The organism is Seongchinamella sediminis (assembly GCF_003457605.1).
Taxonomy (GTDB): Bacteria; Pseudomonadota; Gammaproteobacteria; order Pseudomonadales; family Halieaceae; genus Halioglobus; species Halioglobus sediminis.
Genome location: NZ_QRAN01000011.1, coordinates 140127 through 156920, shown reverse-complemented (window position 1 = coordinate 156920; position 16794 = coordinate 140127). Strand labels below are relative to the sequence as shown.

Annotated in this window: 14 protein-coding genes; 5 read left to right on the top strand and 9 right to left on the bottom strand. The window is 61.2% G+C overall.

Annotation, left to right across the window (positions count from 1 at the left end):
* Positions 1 to 383 precede the first annotated feature (383 nt).
* A complete protein-coding gene (locus tag DWB85_RS11840; RefSeq protein ID WP_133300610.1) occupies positions 384 to 599 on the top strand; it encodes a YgdI/YgdR family lipoprotein in 216 nt (71 codons plus the stop codon).
* Positions 600 to 653: 54 nt separating this feature from the next.
* Here the strand turns inward: DWB85_RS11840 and DWB85_RS11835 are convergent, their stop codons facing one another.
* A complete protein-coding gene (locus DWB85_RS11835) occupies positions 654 to 3803 on the bottom strand; it encodes an HD domain-containing phosphohydrolase (protein ID WP_117954826.1) in 3150 nt (1049 codons plus the stop codon).
* 126 nt (positions 3804 to 3929) lie between these two features.
* The gene (locus DWB85_RS11830; RefSeq protein ID WP_133300609.1) at positions 3930 to 6206 is read right to left on the bottom strand and encodes an Ig-like domain-containing protein; all 2277 of its coding nucleotides are present in this window, start codon (positions 6204 to 6206) and stop codon (positions 3930 to 3932) included.
* Between the two features lie 335 nt (positions 6207 to 6541).
* Between DWB85_RS11830 and DWB85_RS11825 the strand changes: the two genes are divergently transcribed.
* Genes DWB85_RS11825 through DWB85_RS11810 form a run of 4 tightly spaced genes read left to right on the top strand, consistent with a single transcriptional unit; the run spans position 6542 to position 8956 of the window.
* Entirely contained in the window at positions 6542 to 7378 is an 837-nt protein-coding gene (locus DWB85_RS11825) for a glycosyltransferase family 2 protein (RefSeq protein ID WP_117954821.1), read from the top strand.
* 52 nt (positions 7379 to 7430) lie between these two features.
* Positions 7431 to 8096: a hypothetical protein gene (locus DWB85_RS11820; RefSeq protein ID WP_117954819.1), complete on the top strand. Its 666-nt coding sequence runs from the start codon at positions 7431 to 7433 to the stop codon at positions 8094 to 8096.
* Complete coding sequence (gene rimI, locus DWB85_RS11815) at positions 8089 to 8556, top strand: ribosomal protein S18-alanine N-acetyltransferase (RefSeq protein ID WP_133300608.1); 468 nt, start codon at positions 8089 to 8091, stop codon at positions 8554 to 8556. The genes DWB85_RS11820 and rimI overlap by 8 nt, the downstream gene beginning before the upstream one ends.
* Position 8557: 1 nt before the next feature.
* Positions 8558 to 8956 carry a hypothetical protein gene (locus tag DWB85_RS11810; RefSeq protein WP_239017307.1) on the top strand — a complete coding sequence of 133 codons (399 nt, stop codon included), beginning with the start codon at positions 8558 to 8560 and terminating at the stop codon, positions 8954 to 8956.
* On the opposite strand, the gene DWB85_RS11805 is transcribed toward DWB85_RS11810, so the two are convergent.
* The 7 genes from DWB85_RS11805 to metG all read right to left on the bottom strand — a co-directional run bounded on the left by DWB85_RS11805 (position 8953) and on the right by metG (position 16727).
* Positions 8953 to 9666, bottom strand: a complete 714-nt coding sequence (locus tag DWB85_RS11805; protein ID WP_117954815.1) for an electron transport complex subunit E — start codon at positions 9664 to 9666, stop codon at positions 8953 to 8955. The genes DWB85_RS11810 and DWB85_RS11805 overlap by 4 nt on opposite strands.
* Before the next feature lie 2 nt (positions 9667 to 9668).
* Complete coding sequence (gene rsxG / locus DWB85_RS11800) at positions 9669 to 10313, bottom strand: electron transport complex subunit RsxG (protein ID WP_117954813.1); 645 nt, start codon at positions 10311 to 10313, stop codon at positions 9669 to 9671.
* A complete protein-coding gene (gene rsxD, locus DWB85_RS11795; protein ID WP_117954811.1) occupies positions 10313 to 11341 on the bottom strand; it encodes an electron transport complex subunit RsxD in 1029 nt (342 codons plus the stop codon). The genes rsxG and rsxD overlap by 1 nt, the downstream gene beginning before the upstream one ends.
* Before the next feature lies 1 nt (position 11342).
* Positions 11343 to 13367, bottom strand: coding sequence for an electron transport complex subunit RsxC (gene rsxC / locus DWB85_RS11790; protein ID WP_117954809.1), 2025 nt, complete (start codon positions 13365 to 13367; stop codon positions 11343 to 11345).
* Positions 13364 to 13978: an electron transport complex subunit RsxB gene (gene rsxB, locus DWB85_RS11785; RefSeq protein ID WP_117954806.1), complete on the bottom strand. Its 615-nt coding sequence runs from the start codon at positions 13976 to 13978 to the stop codon at positions 13364 to 13366. Before rsxB ends, rsxC begins: the two co-directional genes overlap by 4 nt.
* A 6-nt stretch (positions 13979 to 13984) precedes the next feature.
* On the bottom strand, positions 13985 to 14563 hold the full coding sequence (rsxA, locus tag DWB85_RS11780) for an electron transport complex subunit RsxA (protein ID WP_117954804.1): 579 nt from the start codon (positions 14561 to 14563) through the stop codon (positions 13985 to 13987).
* A 121-nt stretch (positions 14564 to 14684) separates the two neighbouring features.
* Positions 14685 to 16727, bottom strand: coding sequence for a methionine--tRNA ligase (gene metG, locus DWB85_RS11775; protein ID WP_117954802.1), 2043 nt, complete (start codon positions 16725 to 16727; stop codon positions 14685 to 14687).
* Positions 16728 to 16794: the final 67 nt, after the last annotated feature.

Sequence of the window (16794 nt, the reverse complement as noted above, 5' to 3'; positions counted from 1 at the left end):
TAGTGTTCGCTGCTCCCACATGGGGAAGCCCGCTTTTTATATGGGGCTCCGGTGTGCCGGACCACCCCATGTGAAAACCCCTGTACCGCAGGTACGGGGTTTGGGCGCCGCAGGCGTTCCGAAGGAATTGCGAGCACTGCTCGCAACCCAAAGTAGGTCATGCCCGATAAGAAGCACGGCTGTCTTTAGCCGACCAAGCCGACCAAGCCGGGCAGCCAGTTCCCGGGCACCCCAAACCGCTCGCCCCGGAATTGGCGGGAATTTTTATCCCGCCTTACAGCCAAAATCTGCCAACTCCATCACAAAGCCATCGAAAGATGTGGCTGGCGCATTGGCTGAAACTGCCTTAGGCTAAAACTGAATTCAACAGCGGAGACCTGTTCATGCGTACCTTATTGGCAATGTCGGCAATGGCCCTGCTGGCGGGCTGTTCGACCCACGGTGTTGTGCACTACTCGCCCTATGACCTGGATCGTAACGGCGTGCTCGATGCCCGTTGCCCGGGCATGGAATATGACACCAGCGATAACACCCTTTACGGCTGGCGTTCGCACGCTTCCGGCGAGTGTGAAGAGCAGGCGCCGCTGGAAGATAGCTGAGTTTCTTACCCCGGGCCGCGCCTGAGAGCAGCCGGGAGACACTGTCACTGGAGTTCAGCTCAGGTACTGCTGCACGTCCACCTCATCGACCTGCTCCGGCTCCAGGTATTCCCGGGCATACCGCAGGTACACACCCGACTTGAGAAACAGCTCGAAGCAGTCGCGATCCAAGTGATTGTCTTCCACCATCTTGTGCAGGATGTCGATAGCCACGCTGACCGGCTTGGCTTTCTTGTAAGGCCGGTCTGAGGCGGTCAGCGCTTCGAATACATCAGCCACCGCGAGAATGCGTTCCGGTATGCTCAACTGGTCGCCGGGCAGTTTGCGCGGGTAGCCGCTGCCTTTCATGGTTTCGTGATGGGTGGAGGCGTAGCGGGGCACGTTTTTGAGCTCTTCCGGGAAAGGCAGGCTCTCCAGCATCTTGATGGTGCTGATCATGTGCTCATTGATCTTGAAGCGGTCCTCGGCGGTCAGGGTGCCGCGGGAAACCGAGAGGTTGTACACTTCGCCCAGGTTGTACAGGTGCTCGGGTACGTCCATGTTGATGCCCAGTTTGGGGTCGTAATCGGTGGAGCGGGTGCGCTCGATAATGTGTTCGGGCTTGTCGGCGAGCAGTTGCTCGGTTACCGGTGGTTCGGGCGTCTCCTGTGGCTGACGAAATTCCTCGACCGGCGACAGGCCGAGCTGGTTATCAAACCGGCGCTGCCAGGTCTTTTGGGCAATCTCCACCAGCCGTTGCTGTTTGCTCTCGTCGAGGTATTCACCGCCGACGTTACACTCGGCCACAAAGGCAAAATCATCCTGTAATTGTTGCTGGGTTTTCTCCAGGGCAGCTTCGTATTCTGCCTTCTTCGTGGGGTTACGCTGCACCGCCGCCCAGTACTCCAGTTCGGCGTCCCGTGACAGCACCTCAAAGCGCATACGCACCTCGTGAATCCGGTTGTAAATGGTTTCCAGCTTGCTGCCTTTGTCGACAATGTGCTCCGGTGTAGTAATTTTGCCGCAGTCATGGAGCCACGCGGCGATACGATATTCGCGCCATTGCTCATCGTCTTCCAGGGCAAAGTCGGCGAATGCCGGGTCATTACTGCGGTTGGCCGCTTCTGCCAGCAGCAGCGCGATCTGTGGCACCCGTTCACAGTGGCCGCCAGTGTAGGCCGACTTGTCGTCGATGGCCTGGGCAATCAGGCGGATAAAGGAATCCATGAGCTCCCGCTGGGCGCGCTCGTGGGCCTGGATTGACGCTACCATGCTCACCATGGACTCGGATAACTCGTCCAGTTCCTTGATCCGCGAATTGACCCGCTGCACCTTGTCGAATTCCAGGCGCTTTACCTTGTCATTTTCATCAGCCAGCTGCTTGACCGGCCGGACAATGGGTTGGGAAAAAAACCAGGAAAGTGGCAACAGGGCAAGCAGTATGCCGGCGGTGCTGGCCAGGCTAATGACCAGGCTGTCCAGAAATGGTCCCAGAATCGCCGACTCAGGAGTGATGATGCCGACGAACATCTGGTTGTCCTGTTCGCTGGTGGAGGTGGCGAACAGGACGTGATTCTCACCGTCTATCCGGTCCTTCTGCAACTTTCCGTGCAGAGAGGGGGTATTGGCTGCCTTAATCAACAGGCGGCTGGGTACGGTCTGCGATGCGCTGGTGCTCTCCATGCCTTCAGGGCTCAACCAGGTTTGTTCGAGAAAGCCCCGGTGCTCTGCCTTGATGGCAACAATGGCGCGGTCGATGAGTTCCCGCAACTGTGGCTCATCCGCTGGCGACAGGATGTAGAGTCCATCCGGTACCTGCTCCAGCCCCAGTTGGATCTGGTTGTTGAAGCGCAGGCCGGTCATAAAGTAGTGCTTCGCGACGTAGCGCAGGATGACTTCATTGTCCAGGGCGGCCATGACTTCCCCTGACTGCACTTTTTCAATAGCGTCAAGGGTCGATGTCGCTTCTACAATTTCGATTGCTGGCCATGCTTTGGCAATGAGTGGCAGGATTGACCATTCCCTGGGAATAGCCAGTCGCTTGCCGTTAAGTTGGTCCATTTGCTCCGGAGCCATTGCGGTGTCTCTGGTGAGCAGGGCGAATGGCAGGTCGAGGTGCGACACGCCAGCAAGCCCCCAGTCGCGGTTATCGGGGGTAAGTACAACCGGATGCAACAGGTCGATTTCGCCCAGTCGAAATCTCTCGACTAATTCGGGCCAGCTGTAGCCATTTTCAAACTTGATCGGTATCCCAAGTGCTGCGGCAATCATGCGGATAATGTCGACGGAGTAGCCGCGAGGCTGACCCTGCTGGGCATAGTCGATAGGTGGCCAGTCCAGTTCATTGGATACTGTCAGCGTGCCGAGACCGTCCAGATAGGCCCGTTCCTGGCGGCTGAGGCTGACCTGTGGCAGGGGCAGGCGGGAGAGGTGCTCCTCTGCCAGCAGGTTAGAGGCAATTACCTGGCCTTCGCTATCGTAAATGAACATCGAGCTTTCAGCAGAAATGGAATGGGTGGCGAGGAACTCGGACATCGTCGCCAGCGTCATGTCCAGGCCGACGACAGATTCGCTGTCGGCAATCCGCTTGGAGAAGGTGATGCCGGCGCTCGCCAGTTGCGCAAACAGGTAGGGGGCGCTGACTTCGGCGACGCCAGAAGACATGGCCGCCTGGTACCAGGGTCTTTCGGTAGCCGAATATTCGGTAGGCTCATCTCGGCTTATTCGCGGTCGCAGGTCCTGGTCCAGGTAAGTGTATGTGCGCAGACGCTGCCCATCGGTTTGACTTACGGTCATGACCAGCCAGCGATCAGGGGGCAGGGCGAGGACTTTGCGGCGGGATCTCTTATTGGCGTTCAGGTTGATCACTTCGTACAGGCTGCCATCGGGACGGCCCACGTATACGCCGTAGAGCATGGGATTTTTTTCCAGCACCTCCACGAACATTTTCAGCAAAGCCGTTTCCTGCCCCGCGTCCGCTATGGCAGGGTTGTCCGCCAGCAGGTCGATGACACTGCGGTTGGTTCTGGTGATACCGTTGATTTCGGAAGCAACGCTCACCGCTGTTGTGGCGTACAGTTCCGCTGCCGCTTCGTGTGCCAGTTTTTGACTGAAGTAATACTGCAGGCCAAGCGCGACCCCGGCGGTCAGGGCGGTGGCGAGAATAAACACCGTGACCACGGTCAGGCGAATCGTGGTGCGGGCTTGGCCGCGTACTTTTTGCATCAAACGATTTTGACCAGCAATAATTCAAATCCTAGCGAAGTATAGAGCACTTGTGCTTTGCCTGGTCCCGATTCAGAGGCAAAAAAAAGCCGCGTCGAAAGACGCGGCTTGTGATCAGGCTGGTTATTAGCCGCCTGCGCACAGTTCCACATTGGGGTCGCAGGGTTCGGGCTCTACCGGCTCGGGTTCGGGGGTACAGGGCCAGGACTCCGAATAGTCGGGGCCGCCACCGTTGGGGCTGAGGGTCACGGTTACTTCCCCAGCCTCTTCGCCAACACCGCCCTGGGAGAAGCTCACTGCAAAGGCACCGGGCGCCGTGGTGTTGGGCACTTCGAAGCTTTCCTTGCCGGTAATTTCGCAATCACCGCTGGCCTCGATGCTGACGGTGGAGCCGCCGGTGGGTTTGCTGTTGTAGTAGTCGGAGATATACGCGGTGTAGGTGCCGCCATTATAAGTCGTGCTGTTGGCCGGTGTGACGCCGCGGTAGAGCGCAATGTCCCAGTTGGGGTCGGTAGACAGAATCAGCACCAGGCTGTCATTGACGTTCAGCAACTCGCGGCTGCAGTACACGCCATCACCTTCCTTGGGACAGAGCAGACCGTTATACAGCGCCTGAACTCCCTCATCCGGGTAGCCGTTGAGCTCGTCATCGCCATTGGCATCGAAGACGCCATTGCTGTTGAAGTCGGTGAAGATTTCTTCGGAGCCGGCTTTGCAGGTCAGAGTGTCCGGGTTGTTGTTACAGGCGGTTGTAGACTGATCGTAGAAACCGTTCTCGTTGATGTCCAGGAACGCCTCGGACTGGTTGGCGAAGCGTTCGCCCTCGTCGTAAATACCGTTGGCGTTGCTGTCGATGAAGGACTCTTCACCGATTGCAGTGACCAGAATGGTAGAGCGTCCGCCGCGGATCATGCCCAGGTCGTCCGGGCAGGGACCACTGGAACCGTTATGGCTCGGACAGTCGTAACCGGGATCAAAAATGGTAACCACCAGGTCCTGGTTTTCGTTCAGTGTCGGCACGCGTGGCGCCTGGCTGTTCCAGGTTACGCTGCACTGGCCACCCACGGTTTCACAGGACGACTGGATGGCGCCGTATTCCGTGGTGAACACCGCCGCTGTGCCATCGGGTACCGGGTTGTTGAACTTGTCGGCCATGCGTACGGTCAACTGGCGGGTGACGCCGTCTTTGGTCATGCCTTCTTCGACCACGAAGTTACCGTCCACTGACAGGGAAATTGAGTTCTGGTCCGGCAGTCCGGTGCTGACTGTCAGCACGTCGGATACCGCCGAGACCTCTCCCAGGTCATCCGCTTCCGCTGTCGCCACGACACGCACCACGGTGGCCACGTCACCGGAAGATACGACGGTTGATGCGGTACCGTCGGCACCAGTTGTTGCTGACTGGGGAGAGAAGCTCAGCCCGCCAACGTCGGTGGTGAGGCTGAATACCACGTCCACGCCCTCCAGCGGCTGGGCATTGGCATCCACTGCCTGGAAAGTCACCTCAGACTTCTCCTGGCGAGTGGGGCCGCCGCCGGTGCCACGCAGTACAATCAGGTTGGGCTCGGCGCTGACGAAGGTGAGGCCGTTGGCGATAGTGTCGGAGATCTCAATGGTGCCAAAGGCCTGGGCGCCAACGCCGATGACCTCGGCGGTCAGTTCGTCCATGCCCTGGCAGCCAGCCGCGGTATAGGTGACCTCGACACGGCCATCAACTACCGGAATGGGGTTTTCCGGGCTCAGGCTGGCATCACCGATGTCGAGGCATAGGCTATTGATTTTGATGCTCTCGGCAGTGCCGATCGGCAGGCCTTTGGGGTCAACGATGGCCAGCGACAGAATGGCCTCGCCCCTGGCGGCGATGGGACCCTCCGGGGTGATGCCGATCTCGGCGTCAAAAAAGCTGGATCCCTGCAGGTGACCCAGGCGCAAATCGCCGATGCCGATCTGGAAGTTGACGGATTCCTCGATAACGACCCCGGCAGGGTCCTCCACGCTGACGACGATGGTGCCGGCGCCCCGATCCTGCCCGGCCCGCACGGTGAAGGTAACCGCACCCTCGGCATTGGTCAGGGCATTGCCGCTTGCGGGGTCAAGCAGGCCGCTATCGGTGCTTGCGGTGACGATGACATCGGGGACCGGGTCGCCTTTGGCGTTTTTCTCGGTGACCAGTACCTGCAGCGTGCCGGGAGAGTTGGAAGTAACGATGCTGCTGGGTTCGCCCTCGGAGTCACGCAGCGCCAGCTGGATGAAATAGGTGTCGTTGTCGGCGTCCCCACCGGAGCCGCCATCGCCCTTGAAGCCGCCTCCGCCGCCACCTCCGCCACCGCAGGCGGCGATAGCCAGTAATAGGGTCAGAGCGACAGCCATACGGCTGCTGAAAGTGGCGAATCGATTAGTCATCTTGGTCCCCTGTTGCCCACTGTCCAGTGAGTCTTTATATGATGATCCGGCATCTTCTGATTCTCGGTTGAAAAACCAGCGTGTCAACCATTCACTTGCCTACATTTTTACAGCTTACCACGGTGCCAGCCAAAAACCCCGTTTTAGCTAGCGACAGCTAAGTCTCATGCAGCGGTCCAGACCGCCCCAATACCTGAATGATAGTGAGATAGCATCGTTATTAAAGGAAAAATTCGGGAAAAGTTATAAAACTTCGCAGCTGCGCGAATTCGCAGGGAACGGCCAGATTGGCCGCCAGCGGCGACCGCCACAGATTGAACTGCTAACATGGCGCGATGAACCCGGATTCCGCCCACCTGCCCCGCCTGACGGTGACCATCGTGGTCTACAACAGCCCGCTGCCCTTGCTGGCGCGGACCCTGCACAGCCTCGTTGCCGCCTGTGAGTTCCTGCGCAACCATAGTATGAGTGGTGTTGCTATCCAACTGGTGGATAACGGCTCGAGCGCAGACTACCAGCGGGAGTTGACGCAGCTGCTGGCCGCCCAGGCGTGGCCAGACCTCACCCTGGAAACGCTGGACAGTAACCTGGGCTTTGGCGCCGGCCACAATCGGGCCCTGGCTGCGGGTGTGGGCGACTACCACCTGGTGCTCAACCCGGACGTGGAACTGGCCCCCGATGCATTGCTGCGGGGGCTGCGGACCATGAGCGGGAATTCTTCCCTGGTTCTGTTGAGCCCCGCGGCCTGCGGGGGCAATGGGGAGCCGGAGTTCCTCTGCAAGCGCTACCCCTCAGTGGCGGTGCTGTTGCTGCGGGCCTTGCTGCCGCGCCTGGGCCGGCGCCTGTTCCCGGCGTACATGTCCCGTTATGACATGAGCGACGTCTGCGGTACGGAGGACGCGGTGGACGTGCCGCTCGCCAGCGGCTGTTTCATGTTGCTGAGGGGGAACGCCTTTGTCGAGGTAGGCGGTTTTGACGAGTCATTTTTCCTCTATTTTGAGGACTTCGACCTGTCCCTGCGGCTGGGGCAACTCGGTAGCCTGCGGTACGAACCCACGGTGCACATAGTCCACCACGGGGGCTATGCCGCCCGTAAAGGCTGGCTTCACCTGAAGCTGTTTGCCCGCTCCGGCTGGCAGTTTTTCAGTCGCCACGGCTGGCGCTGGATATAGCAGTGACGCTAAAACTGGTAATATGGCCGACAGCAATTCCAGCGGGACGTAAATGAACGAGATCGACAGACTGCGCTACCTGCATGCCATGGGTGTGGATGCCTATGTATCCCGCGGGCAGTTGCCGGGCGCCGCACCGAGCAAACGGTTGCTGCTGGTGGCGGCCCCTGGCCACCAGGCGACGCCTGCCGCACCTGAGCCGGCCGCGCGCCCGGCGGCAACGCCCCAACTGGATGTGGTCAAGGACAAACCCGCCCCCCGGCCCGCGCCGGCCCGGGCGCAAACCCTGGCGCCAACAGTGCGGTTTCGCCTGGCAGCGGTGTTCTGCGGCGGTATCGCCTGGGTAGAGTCGCTGGGAGACCGGCCCCTGGCGCGGGAGCAGGTGCAATTAATCCAGGGTATGGCCCGGGCGGTGCATGGCAGCGCCGATACGCCGAAGGTGGCTCAGTTTGACTGGCCCATCCACAACAATCCCCAACTCGACCAGGGAGAAGCCGCGGCCCGCGCCGGGGTGCTGGCCTTTCTGCAGCGGCATATCGAGGAACAGAAATGCCGGGGCCTGGTCATCCTGGGCGAGGACGCCGCCGCCTACGTCGACGCCGGTGGCCTGGGGGCGTTGCCCCGGGTGGCTACCCTGAGTACCCTGCAAATGCTGGAGCAGCCCGCCGGCAAGCGCCAGGTCTGGGCGGATTTGCAGCCACTGGTGTTGCGTGCCTGAGGACCAGCCGTCGCGGGTGAGGCAGGCTAAAGCGGGTGAGCTCCCTGCGGTGCTGGCGCTGGCAGCGATGGTGTCGGCTACCCCCTGGAGTGAGCAGGCCCTGCAGCCTTACTTTCACCCCTCGCCGGGGGGCACTCACTGCGCCCTGATACTGGAAGTGGCGACAGAAATCGCTGGTTTCCTGGTTTACACCCGCTTGCTGGACGAGGCGAGTCTCGACAACATTGCGATTGCTCCCGAGTGCCAGGGAAAGGGCTGGGGCCAGGTTTTGCTGACTGCTGGTCTGGGACAGATGGCGGCAAGGGGCCTGGTGCGCTGTCTGCTGGAGGTGCGCGAATCCAATATTGCAGCGCGGGCGCTTTACCAGAACAATGGCTTTGAGGTCGATGGCATCAGGCCCCGTTACTACAAGACCGCGCAGGGCCGCGAGGATGCCCTGCTGATGTCGAGGAGGTTATAGCTTGGCGTTCAATGTGCTGGAAACAGAGTGGTGGAATCTGGCCGTGCCCCCCGAGTGGTGGGCGGAGTCGGAGGAGGAGAGTATTCTCATCGGTGATCACGATGGCGTCGGCTGCATCGAGATCTCCACGCTGCACAAGGAACAGGGCGAGTTCAGCCGCGAGGAGGTCGCGCAAATTGCCCGCGACGAGGCCGAGCATGCCCTGCAGTGGGAGTCTCTGAGCCTCGGGGATTTTCGTGGCGTCCGCTCCAGTTACCAGCAGGAGGGCGTGGCGATTCGTGAGTGGTATGTTGCCAACGGCCCCATGCTGCTATTCATTACCTACAGCTGTGAGGATGAAAACCGCGGCATGGACGATGCCGCGGTGGACGAGATCCTGGATACCCTGATGCTGTCCTAGCTGATAGTGCCGGTGACCCGCACCCGCTTGGAACCCTTGACCGGCTTTTCCTTCATTGCATCCATGCGCGCCTGGATACGGGTATCGATGATGTTCTTCACGGCGATAATCAGGCCGGTAAAGATAAAGGCCCCCGGGGGAAGAATCGCCAGCAGGAAGGGCTGGTAGTCCTCGATCACCACTATTTTCCAGCTCTCGGCCGCCGGGCCGAACAGCAAATCCATGTCCGCCAGCAGGGCGCCGGTGCCCGCCAGTTCCCGCAGGCCCCCCAGCAACACCAGTACCGCGGCGAAACCCAGGCCCATGATCAGGCCGTCGTACACCGCCGGCAGCAGGCTGTTCTTGCAGGCAAAAGCCTCGGCGCGGCCCAGGATCACGCAGTTGGTGGTGATCAGGGGCAGGAAGATGCCCAGTATCTGGTACAGCTCGTAGGCATAGGCCTGCATCAGCAGCTCGATACAGGTTACCGCGGAGGCGATAATCATCACGAAGGCGGGCAGGCGCACCGCATCGGAAACGATATTGCGGATCAGGGAAACCGCGGTATTGGAGGTGACCAGTACCAGGCAGGTGGCCAGTGACAGGCCAATGGCATTGACCACGGACCCGGTGACGGCCAGCAGCGGACACAGCCCCAGCAGCTGGACGATGGCCGGATTGTTTTTCCACAGGCCGTTGAGTGAAAGTTCCCGGTAGCTGACATCCGCCATGACTATGCTCCTCCCTCGGTGGCCTGGTCCGCGCTGCCATAGAGCGCCTGGTGGTTTTCCCGGGCATATTGCAGCGCCCTGTGGGTGGCGCTTACCACGGCTCTCGGGGTAATTGTCGCACCGGTAAAGGCGTCGAATACGCCGCCGTCCTTTTTCACCGCCCAGCCCTCGGCGCCCGGATTTTGCAGTGAGCGGCCATCGAATCCGAGTACCCAGTCACTCTTTGCCAGGTCTACCCTGTCGCCCAGGCCCGGAGTTTCCTTGTGGGTCAGCACGCGCACGCCGGCCACGCTGCCATCGGCGTTTACCCCCACAATCAGCTGGATGTCGCCGCTGTAACCGTCACGGGCGGTAACCGGAATGATGGCGGCGATGATTTCTCCCGCGGATTTTGCCAGGTAGACCCGTTTGCTCTCGCGCAGCCCCAGCCCGGCTGTTGCCGGGCCAACATCCAGGGTGTCGTCGAGCATGGAATTGTCGTGCCTGGCGCGGGGAATGATTTGCAACAGCGCTTTTTCCTCCGCCTTGCGAATTTCGCTGGCGATGCGTTCCTTGGTCAACAGGTAGCTGCCCGCCAGCAGCAGTCCAGTGGCCACGGCAAACAGGGCCAGCAGCAGCGAGTTGCGGGTAATGGATTTGCCCAGCATCAGCCGTCACCCCGGTTTCTGGCATGGCCATAGGTGCGCGGCTGGGTGTACTGGTCGATAAACGGTGCCGCGAGGTTCATGATCAGGACTGCGAAGGCGACCGCATCCGGGTAGTTGCCGAAGGCCCGGATCAGGTAAACCAGCACCCCGATCAGCGCTCCGAATACCAGCCGGCCGCGATTAGAGACCGCGGAACTGACCGGGTCGGTGATGATGAAAAACGCGCCGAACATGGTGGCGCCGCTCAGCAGGTGAAACAGCGGCGAGCCGCCACTGTTGCTGCTGCCGCCATCATAGAACAGGGCTGACATCAGGGTCAGGGCGGCCAGCATGGCAACCGGCGCGTGCCAGGTGTAAATGCGCTGGTACAGCAACCACAGCCCGCCCGCCAGGAAAGCCAGGTTGACCCACTCCCAGCCCAGCCCCGCCCAGCGGCCGAACTGTACGTTCTGCTGCCACAGGTCTTCCATCAGCAGGCTGTTGTTTTGCTTGAGCACGTCCAGCGGCGTCGCCATGGTAACGCCGTCATAGTTCGCCGGCGAAAAACAGGCCTGCAGCGCCTCTATCAGCCCTGGCAATTCACCCGCGCCCCGCGGCGGCGCCCAGCTGGTCATTTGCACCGGGAAGGAGATGAGCAGTACCACGTAGCCCACCATGGCGGGATTGAAGGGGTTGTAACCCATCCCGCCGTAGAGGTGCTTCGCCAGCAGGATGGCAGCAGCGATACCCACCGCGATCAGCCACCAGGGCGAGTAGGGGGGCAGGGCGATACCGAGCAATACCGCCGTCACCAGGGCGCTGCAGTCACCGAGATAGAATCCCAGCGGCCGTTTACGCAGGCTCAGCGCCAGGGCTTCGAAAGCCACGGCGAGTATGGTGGCCCAGACGATATTAACCAGTACGCCGAAGCCGAAGTAGTGGGTAAGGACAATCACCCCGGGCACCGTGGCCAGCAGTACATTCTGCATGACCCGGCTGGTGGTCATGGGACCGTGGGCGTGGGGCGATGTGATACGCAGCAATGCCACCTCAGGAGGCCTCCGTGTCAGCCAGGGTAGAGCGGGCTTCGGCGACCTTGTCCCGCAGGCGTTCGATAGTGGATTCCAGGGCAGTGATGATTTTTTCCTCGTCTCCGGCGGCGCGGCTCTGTTCCAGTCTTGCTTCGGACTTGGCCAGCCGTGCTTCCAGTTTGGCCAGGTTGTCCCTGGCTTTCTGTTCGGGGCTCTTCTCCGCTTCGGCGGCCCGGGCCGCCATTGCCCGCTGGATCGCCGCCTGGGCGGCATCGTTACCGGCTTCCGCCGCCGGTTCAGCGGGGGCGTTGGCCTGCCGGTATTCAGCCAGGGCTCTTTCCGCCGCCTCGAGTTTGGCCCGGGTCTTGTCGACCCCGGTTTGCAGGGCATCGACCAGGTCTGATCCCTGTTCCCTGGCGGCGGCGAGTTTGCTTTCTGCCGTGTCCAGGCGCTTGCGGGTAGTCGCTACCGCCTTTTCCAGCTTTTCCTGCTCGCTTTCACTGGCAGCGCCGGCGGCCTGAGCGGCTTTTTTTGCCCGGGCCCGTTCGATGGCAGCCTGGATGGGGTCCTCGCCGGCCTCTCCCTGCTCGGCGGCCAGTCGGGCTTTTTCTTCTGCGGCTTTCTTGCGTGCGGCGCGGCGTGCTTCTTTCTCCGCCACTTCCCGTTCCAGTCTGGCCTGGCGGGCCTCGAAACGGATGCGCGAGTGTTCCGACTTTTCGGCGTCCCGGCGCATTTGCACGACTTCCGCCTTGGCGGCCCGGTAGTATTGCACCAGCGGAATATTGCTGGGACAGACGTAGGAGCAGGCACCGCACTCGATGCAATCGAACAGGTTGTGCTGCTCGGCTTTCTCGAATTCCTTGCCCTGGGCAAACCAGTACAGCTGCTGCGGCAGCAGGCTGGCGGGGCACGCCTCGGCGCACATACCGCAGCGAATACAGGCCTGGGCCGGTGGCGGTGTTGGCAGCTCGGTCTCGCTGGGCGCCAGCACGCAGTTGGTGGTTTTGACAATGGGCACGCCCGGGTCGGGCACGGTAAAGCCCATCATCGGGCCGCCCATGATCAGGCGCCTGTTGCTGGCCGGTTGGTATCCGGCCTGCTGCAGCAGGTAGCTCATGGACGTGCCCAGCAGTACCTCGTAGTTGCGCGGTTCGCGTACGCTCTCGCCGGTTACCGTGGTGATGCGCGAGATCAGCGGCCGACCGTCGATTATGGCATCGCGAATGGCCACCGCGGAGCCAACGTTCTGGCAGACGATACCGATATCGGCGGGCAGGCCGCCGCTCGGTACCTGCTTGCCGGTGAGGATCTCGATCAGCTGTTTCTCGCCACCGGAGGGATACTTGGTGGGAAACACCACGACCTGTATGTCCGTGTCCTCGACCGCGGCCTGCAGGGCGGCGATGGCCTCGGGCTTGTTGTCCTCAACGCCAATCAGGGTTTCCTTTGGCTGCACGATGTGGGTGAGGATCCGGGTGCCCTCTATGATGCGCGCAGCCCGCTCCCGCATAAGCACGTCGTCGGCGGTGATATAGGGCTCACACTCGGTACCATTGATGATGAGCGTATCGATGGTCGCTTCCGGTTTGACCGCCAGTTTCACCGCGGTTGGGAAGCCGGCCCCGCCCATGCCGGCGATTCCCGCATTGCGGATCCTGGCCAGGAGTTCGCTGCGCTCGACCTGGCGATAGTCGGCAAGGCCGCTGTGTTCGATCCACTCGTCCTTGCCGTCACTGGCCAGCACGATACAGCGCGCGGTCAGGCCCGAAGGGTGGGCGATCTGCCGGTCCTCGATGGCGCTGATGGTGCCAGAGGTGGGGGCATGAATGGGGACGCTGACGAAACCGGCCGGCTCCGCGATCGGCTCGCCTTTTAGCACCCGTTGTCCCGGTGTCACCAGCGGTACCGCCGGGGCGCCGATGTGCTGGGACAGCGGCAGGACAAGCTCTTCCGGGATGCCTGCCGGCGTGATGCGAGCCCCGACCGACTGGTGCTTGTTTTCCGGCGGATGGATGCCACCGTGAAAATCGAAAATCTTCCTCATGCCGCTTCCTCCGCCGGGGCGGCATCGGTGGCGATGATGTCAACCCGGCGGCTGCCCGGCTCGGGCAGGTCCCAGGTCCAGTTTTGCAGTGATTCTTCCTCGGCTCTCATCTCGATGCAGTCGACCGGGCAGGGTTCAACACACAAATCGCAGCCGGTGCATTCACTGACGATGACGGTGTGCATATGCTTGGCGGCGCCGAGAATAGCGTCAACCGGACAGGCCTGGATGCACTTGGTACAGCCGATGCATTCTGCCTCACGGATGAAGGCAACTTTTTTAACGTCTTCTTCGCCGTGCTCCTCGTCCAGCGGGATCGCTTCCATGTCCAGCAAATCGGCCAGCGCCTGCACGCCGGCCTGTCCCCCGGGGGGGCACTTGTTGATGGCTTCCCCCGCCGCTATGGCCTCGGCGTAGGGCCGGCAGCCGGGATGGCCGCACTGGCCGCACTGGGTTTGCGGCAGGATCTCGTTGATCTGGTCGACAATCGGGTTGCCTTCGGTCTTGAAACGTTCTGCCGCATAACCCAGCAGGGCGCCAAATACCGCGCCGAGGCCAACCAGGGCAATCAGGGCGGCCAGCAGGGGTTGTTGGGCGATAAATTCGTACATGGCGGCTTACACCAGTCCGGCAAAGCCGAGGAAGGCCAGCGACATCAGGCCCGCGGTGATCATGCCGATAGCGGCGCCCTGGAATGGCGCGGGTACATCGGCCACCGCGAGTCGTTCGCGCATGGCCGCGAACAGCACCAGTACCAGCGAAAAGCCTACGGCAGCACCGAACCCGTAGAACAGCGACTGCATGAAGCTGTGCTCCTTGTTGATGTTCAGCAGGGCCACACCCAGCACCGCACAGTTGGTGGTAATTAGCGGCAGGTAGACTCCCAGGACCCGGTGCAGCAGGGGGCTGGACTTGCGCACTACCATCTCGGTGAACTGGACCACCACCGCGATGACCAGGATAAAGGAAATGGTCTTGAGGTACTCCAGGCCCAGGGGCTGCAGCAGGAAGTGATAGGTGAGGTTGCTGCAGGCCGAGGCCAGGGTCAGGACGAAGGTGGTGGCCATCGACATGCCCATGGCCGTCTCCAGTTTATTGGACACACCCATGAACGGGCACAGTCCGAGGAACTGCACCAGCACGAAATTGTTGACCAGGATCGCCCCGATTAACAGGATTGAATAGTCTGCCAGCATGGTGAACTCTGTTACTGCAACACCCCTGGGTGAGAAAATTTGCTACAGCCGCCAGTTTAACGCGTTGGCCGGCTATAGATCAGTAGATACCACAAACTAATGGGTGTTAGTCTAGCGGCATTTACTTGACCTGCATACCCGGTTTGGCACCGTCGTGGGGCTGCAGCAGGTAGATGTCCTTGCCGCCGGGGCCGGCGGCAAGCACCATACCCTCGGAAACGCCAAAGCGCATCTTGCGCGGTGCCAGATTGGCCACCACCACCGTGTGCATGCCCACCAGCTGCTCCGGCTGGTAGGCGGACTTGATGCCGGCGAAGACCTGGCGACTGCCCAGGTCGCCCAGGTCCAGGGTCAGCTGCAGCAGCTTGTCGGCGCCCTCGACGTGGTCCGCGGCGGTGATCAGGCCAACGCGCAGGTCGACTTTGGCGAAATCCTCGAAATCGATAGTATCGCTGGCTGTGTCGGCCTTGGCAGGCTTGGCTGCGGGTTTCGCCGCTGGTTCCTTGCTGTCGTCTGCGGCCGGTTTGCCTGCCGTCAGCATCGCCTCCACCTGCTTGGGGTCAATGCGCTGGATCAGCGGCTTGAATCGGGCCAACCGGTGATTGAGCAGCGGCGCCTCCAGTGCGGTCCAGTCCAGTGAGGTATTGAGAAAGGCCTCGGATTTCTCCGCCATGGCCGGCAACACCGGCTTCAGGTAGGTCATCAGCACACGGAACAGGTTGACGCCCACGCTGCACACGGCGTGCACATCGGCTTCCCGGCCTTCTTCCTTCGCCAGCACCCAGGGTTTTTTGCCATCGATGTACTGGTTGGCCTTGTCGGCAAGGGCAATCACCTCGCGGATGGCCTTGTTGAACTCGCGCCGCTCATACAGGGTCGCGATGGCCTCGCCGGCGTCGATAAATTCCGCCAGCAGGGCGGGCTCAGCGCATTCAGCTGTCAGGGTGTTGTCGAAGCCTTTGCGCAGGAAACCGGCGCAGCGACTGGCGATGTTGACGACCTTGCCCACCACGTCGGAATTGACCCGCTGGATGAAATCCTCGAGATTCAGGTCGATATCGTCCACTGAATCACCCAGCTTGGCGGCGAAGTAGTAGCGCAGGTACTCGGCATCGAGGTGAGCCAGGTAGGTGCTGGCGTTAATGAACGTGCCGCGGCTCTTGGACATCTTGGTGCCATTTACGGTGAGGAAGCCGTGGGCAAAGATGGCCGTGGGCGTGCGCAGGCCGGCGGAGTGCAGCATGGCCGGCCAGAACAGGCCGTGGAAGTTGATAATGTCCTTGCCGATAAAGTGGTACAGCTCGGTGTCGCCGCCCGGTTGCAGGTAGCTGTCGAAGTCGTGGCCGGTGCGCTGGCAATAATTGTCAAAGCTGGCAATGTAACCGATGGGGGCGTCCAGCCAGACATAAAAGTACTTGCCGGGCTCGCCCGGAATCTCGAAGCCGAAATAGGGCGCGTCGCGACTGATGTCCCACTCCTGCAAGCCGGCGTCGGTCCACTCCCTGAGCTTGTTGGCCACCTGGGGCTGCAGTGTGTCCGAATCCAGCCAGGCCTTGAGCATGGCCTCGAACTCCGGCAGCTTGAAGAAAAAGTGGGTGGATTCGCGCTCTACCGGTGTGGCGCCGGAAATTGCTGAAACCGGGTCAATCAGGTCCGCGGGGCTGTAGGTGGCGCCGCAGGCCTCACAGTTGTCACCGTACTGGTCAGAGGTCTTGCATCGCGGGCAGGTGCCCTTGATAAACCGGTCGGCGAGGAACAGTTCCCGTTCCGGATCGAAGGCCTGGGTGATTTCACGGGAGGCAATGTGGCTGTTGGCCTTCAGTCGCTGGTAAATCTCCTCGCTCCACTTGTGGTTTTCCGGCGAGTGGGTGCTGTAGTAGTTGGCAAAGTCAATCAGGAAGCCGTCGCTGTCGCGGATATGCTGCTCGCGCATATTGTCGATGTGTTGCTCCGGGCTGATGCCGAGTTTTTCTGCCGCCAGCATGATGGCGGTGCCGTGGGCGTCATCGGCGCAGACGTACAGGCAGTCGTGGCCGCGGGATTTCTGGAAGCGAACCCAGATGTCGGTCTGCACCTGCTCCAGCATGTGCCCCAGGTGCAGGGGGCCGTTGGCGTAGGGAAGGGCGCTGGTTACCAGAATTTTGCGTGCTGCGTGAGCGGCCATAGATCAGCTGTGTCCGAGTGGGTAAAAATGGGGCGCTACTATAGCGGTTTTACCCCCGCTTTTCATT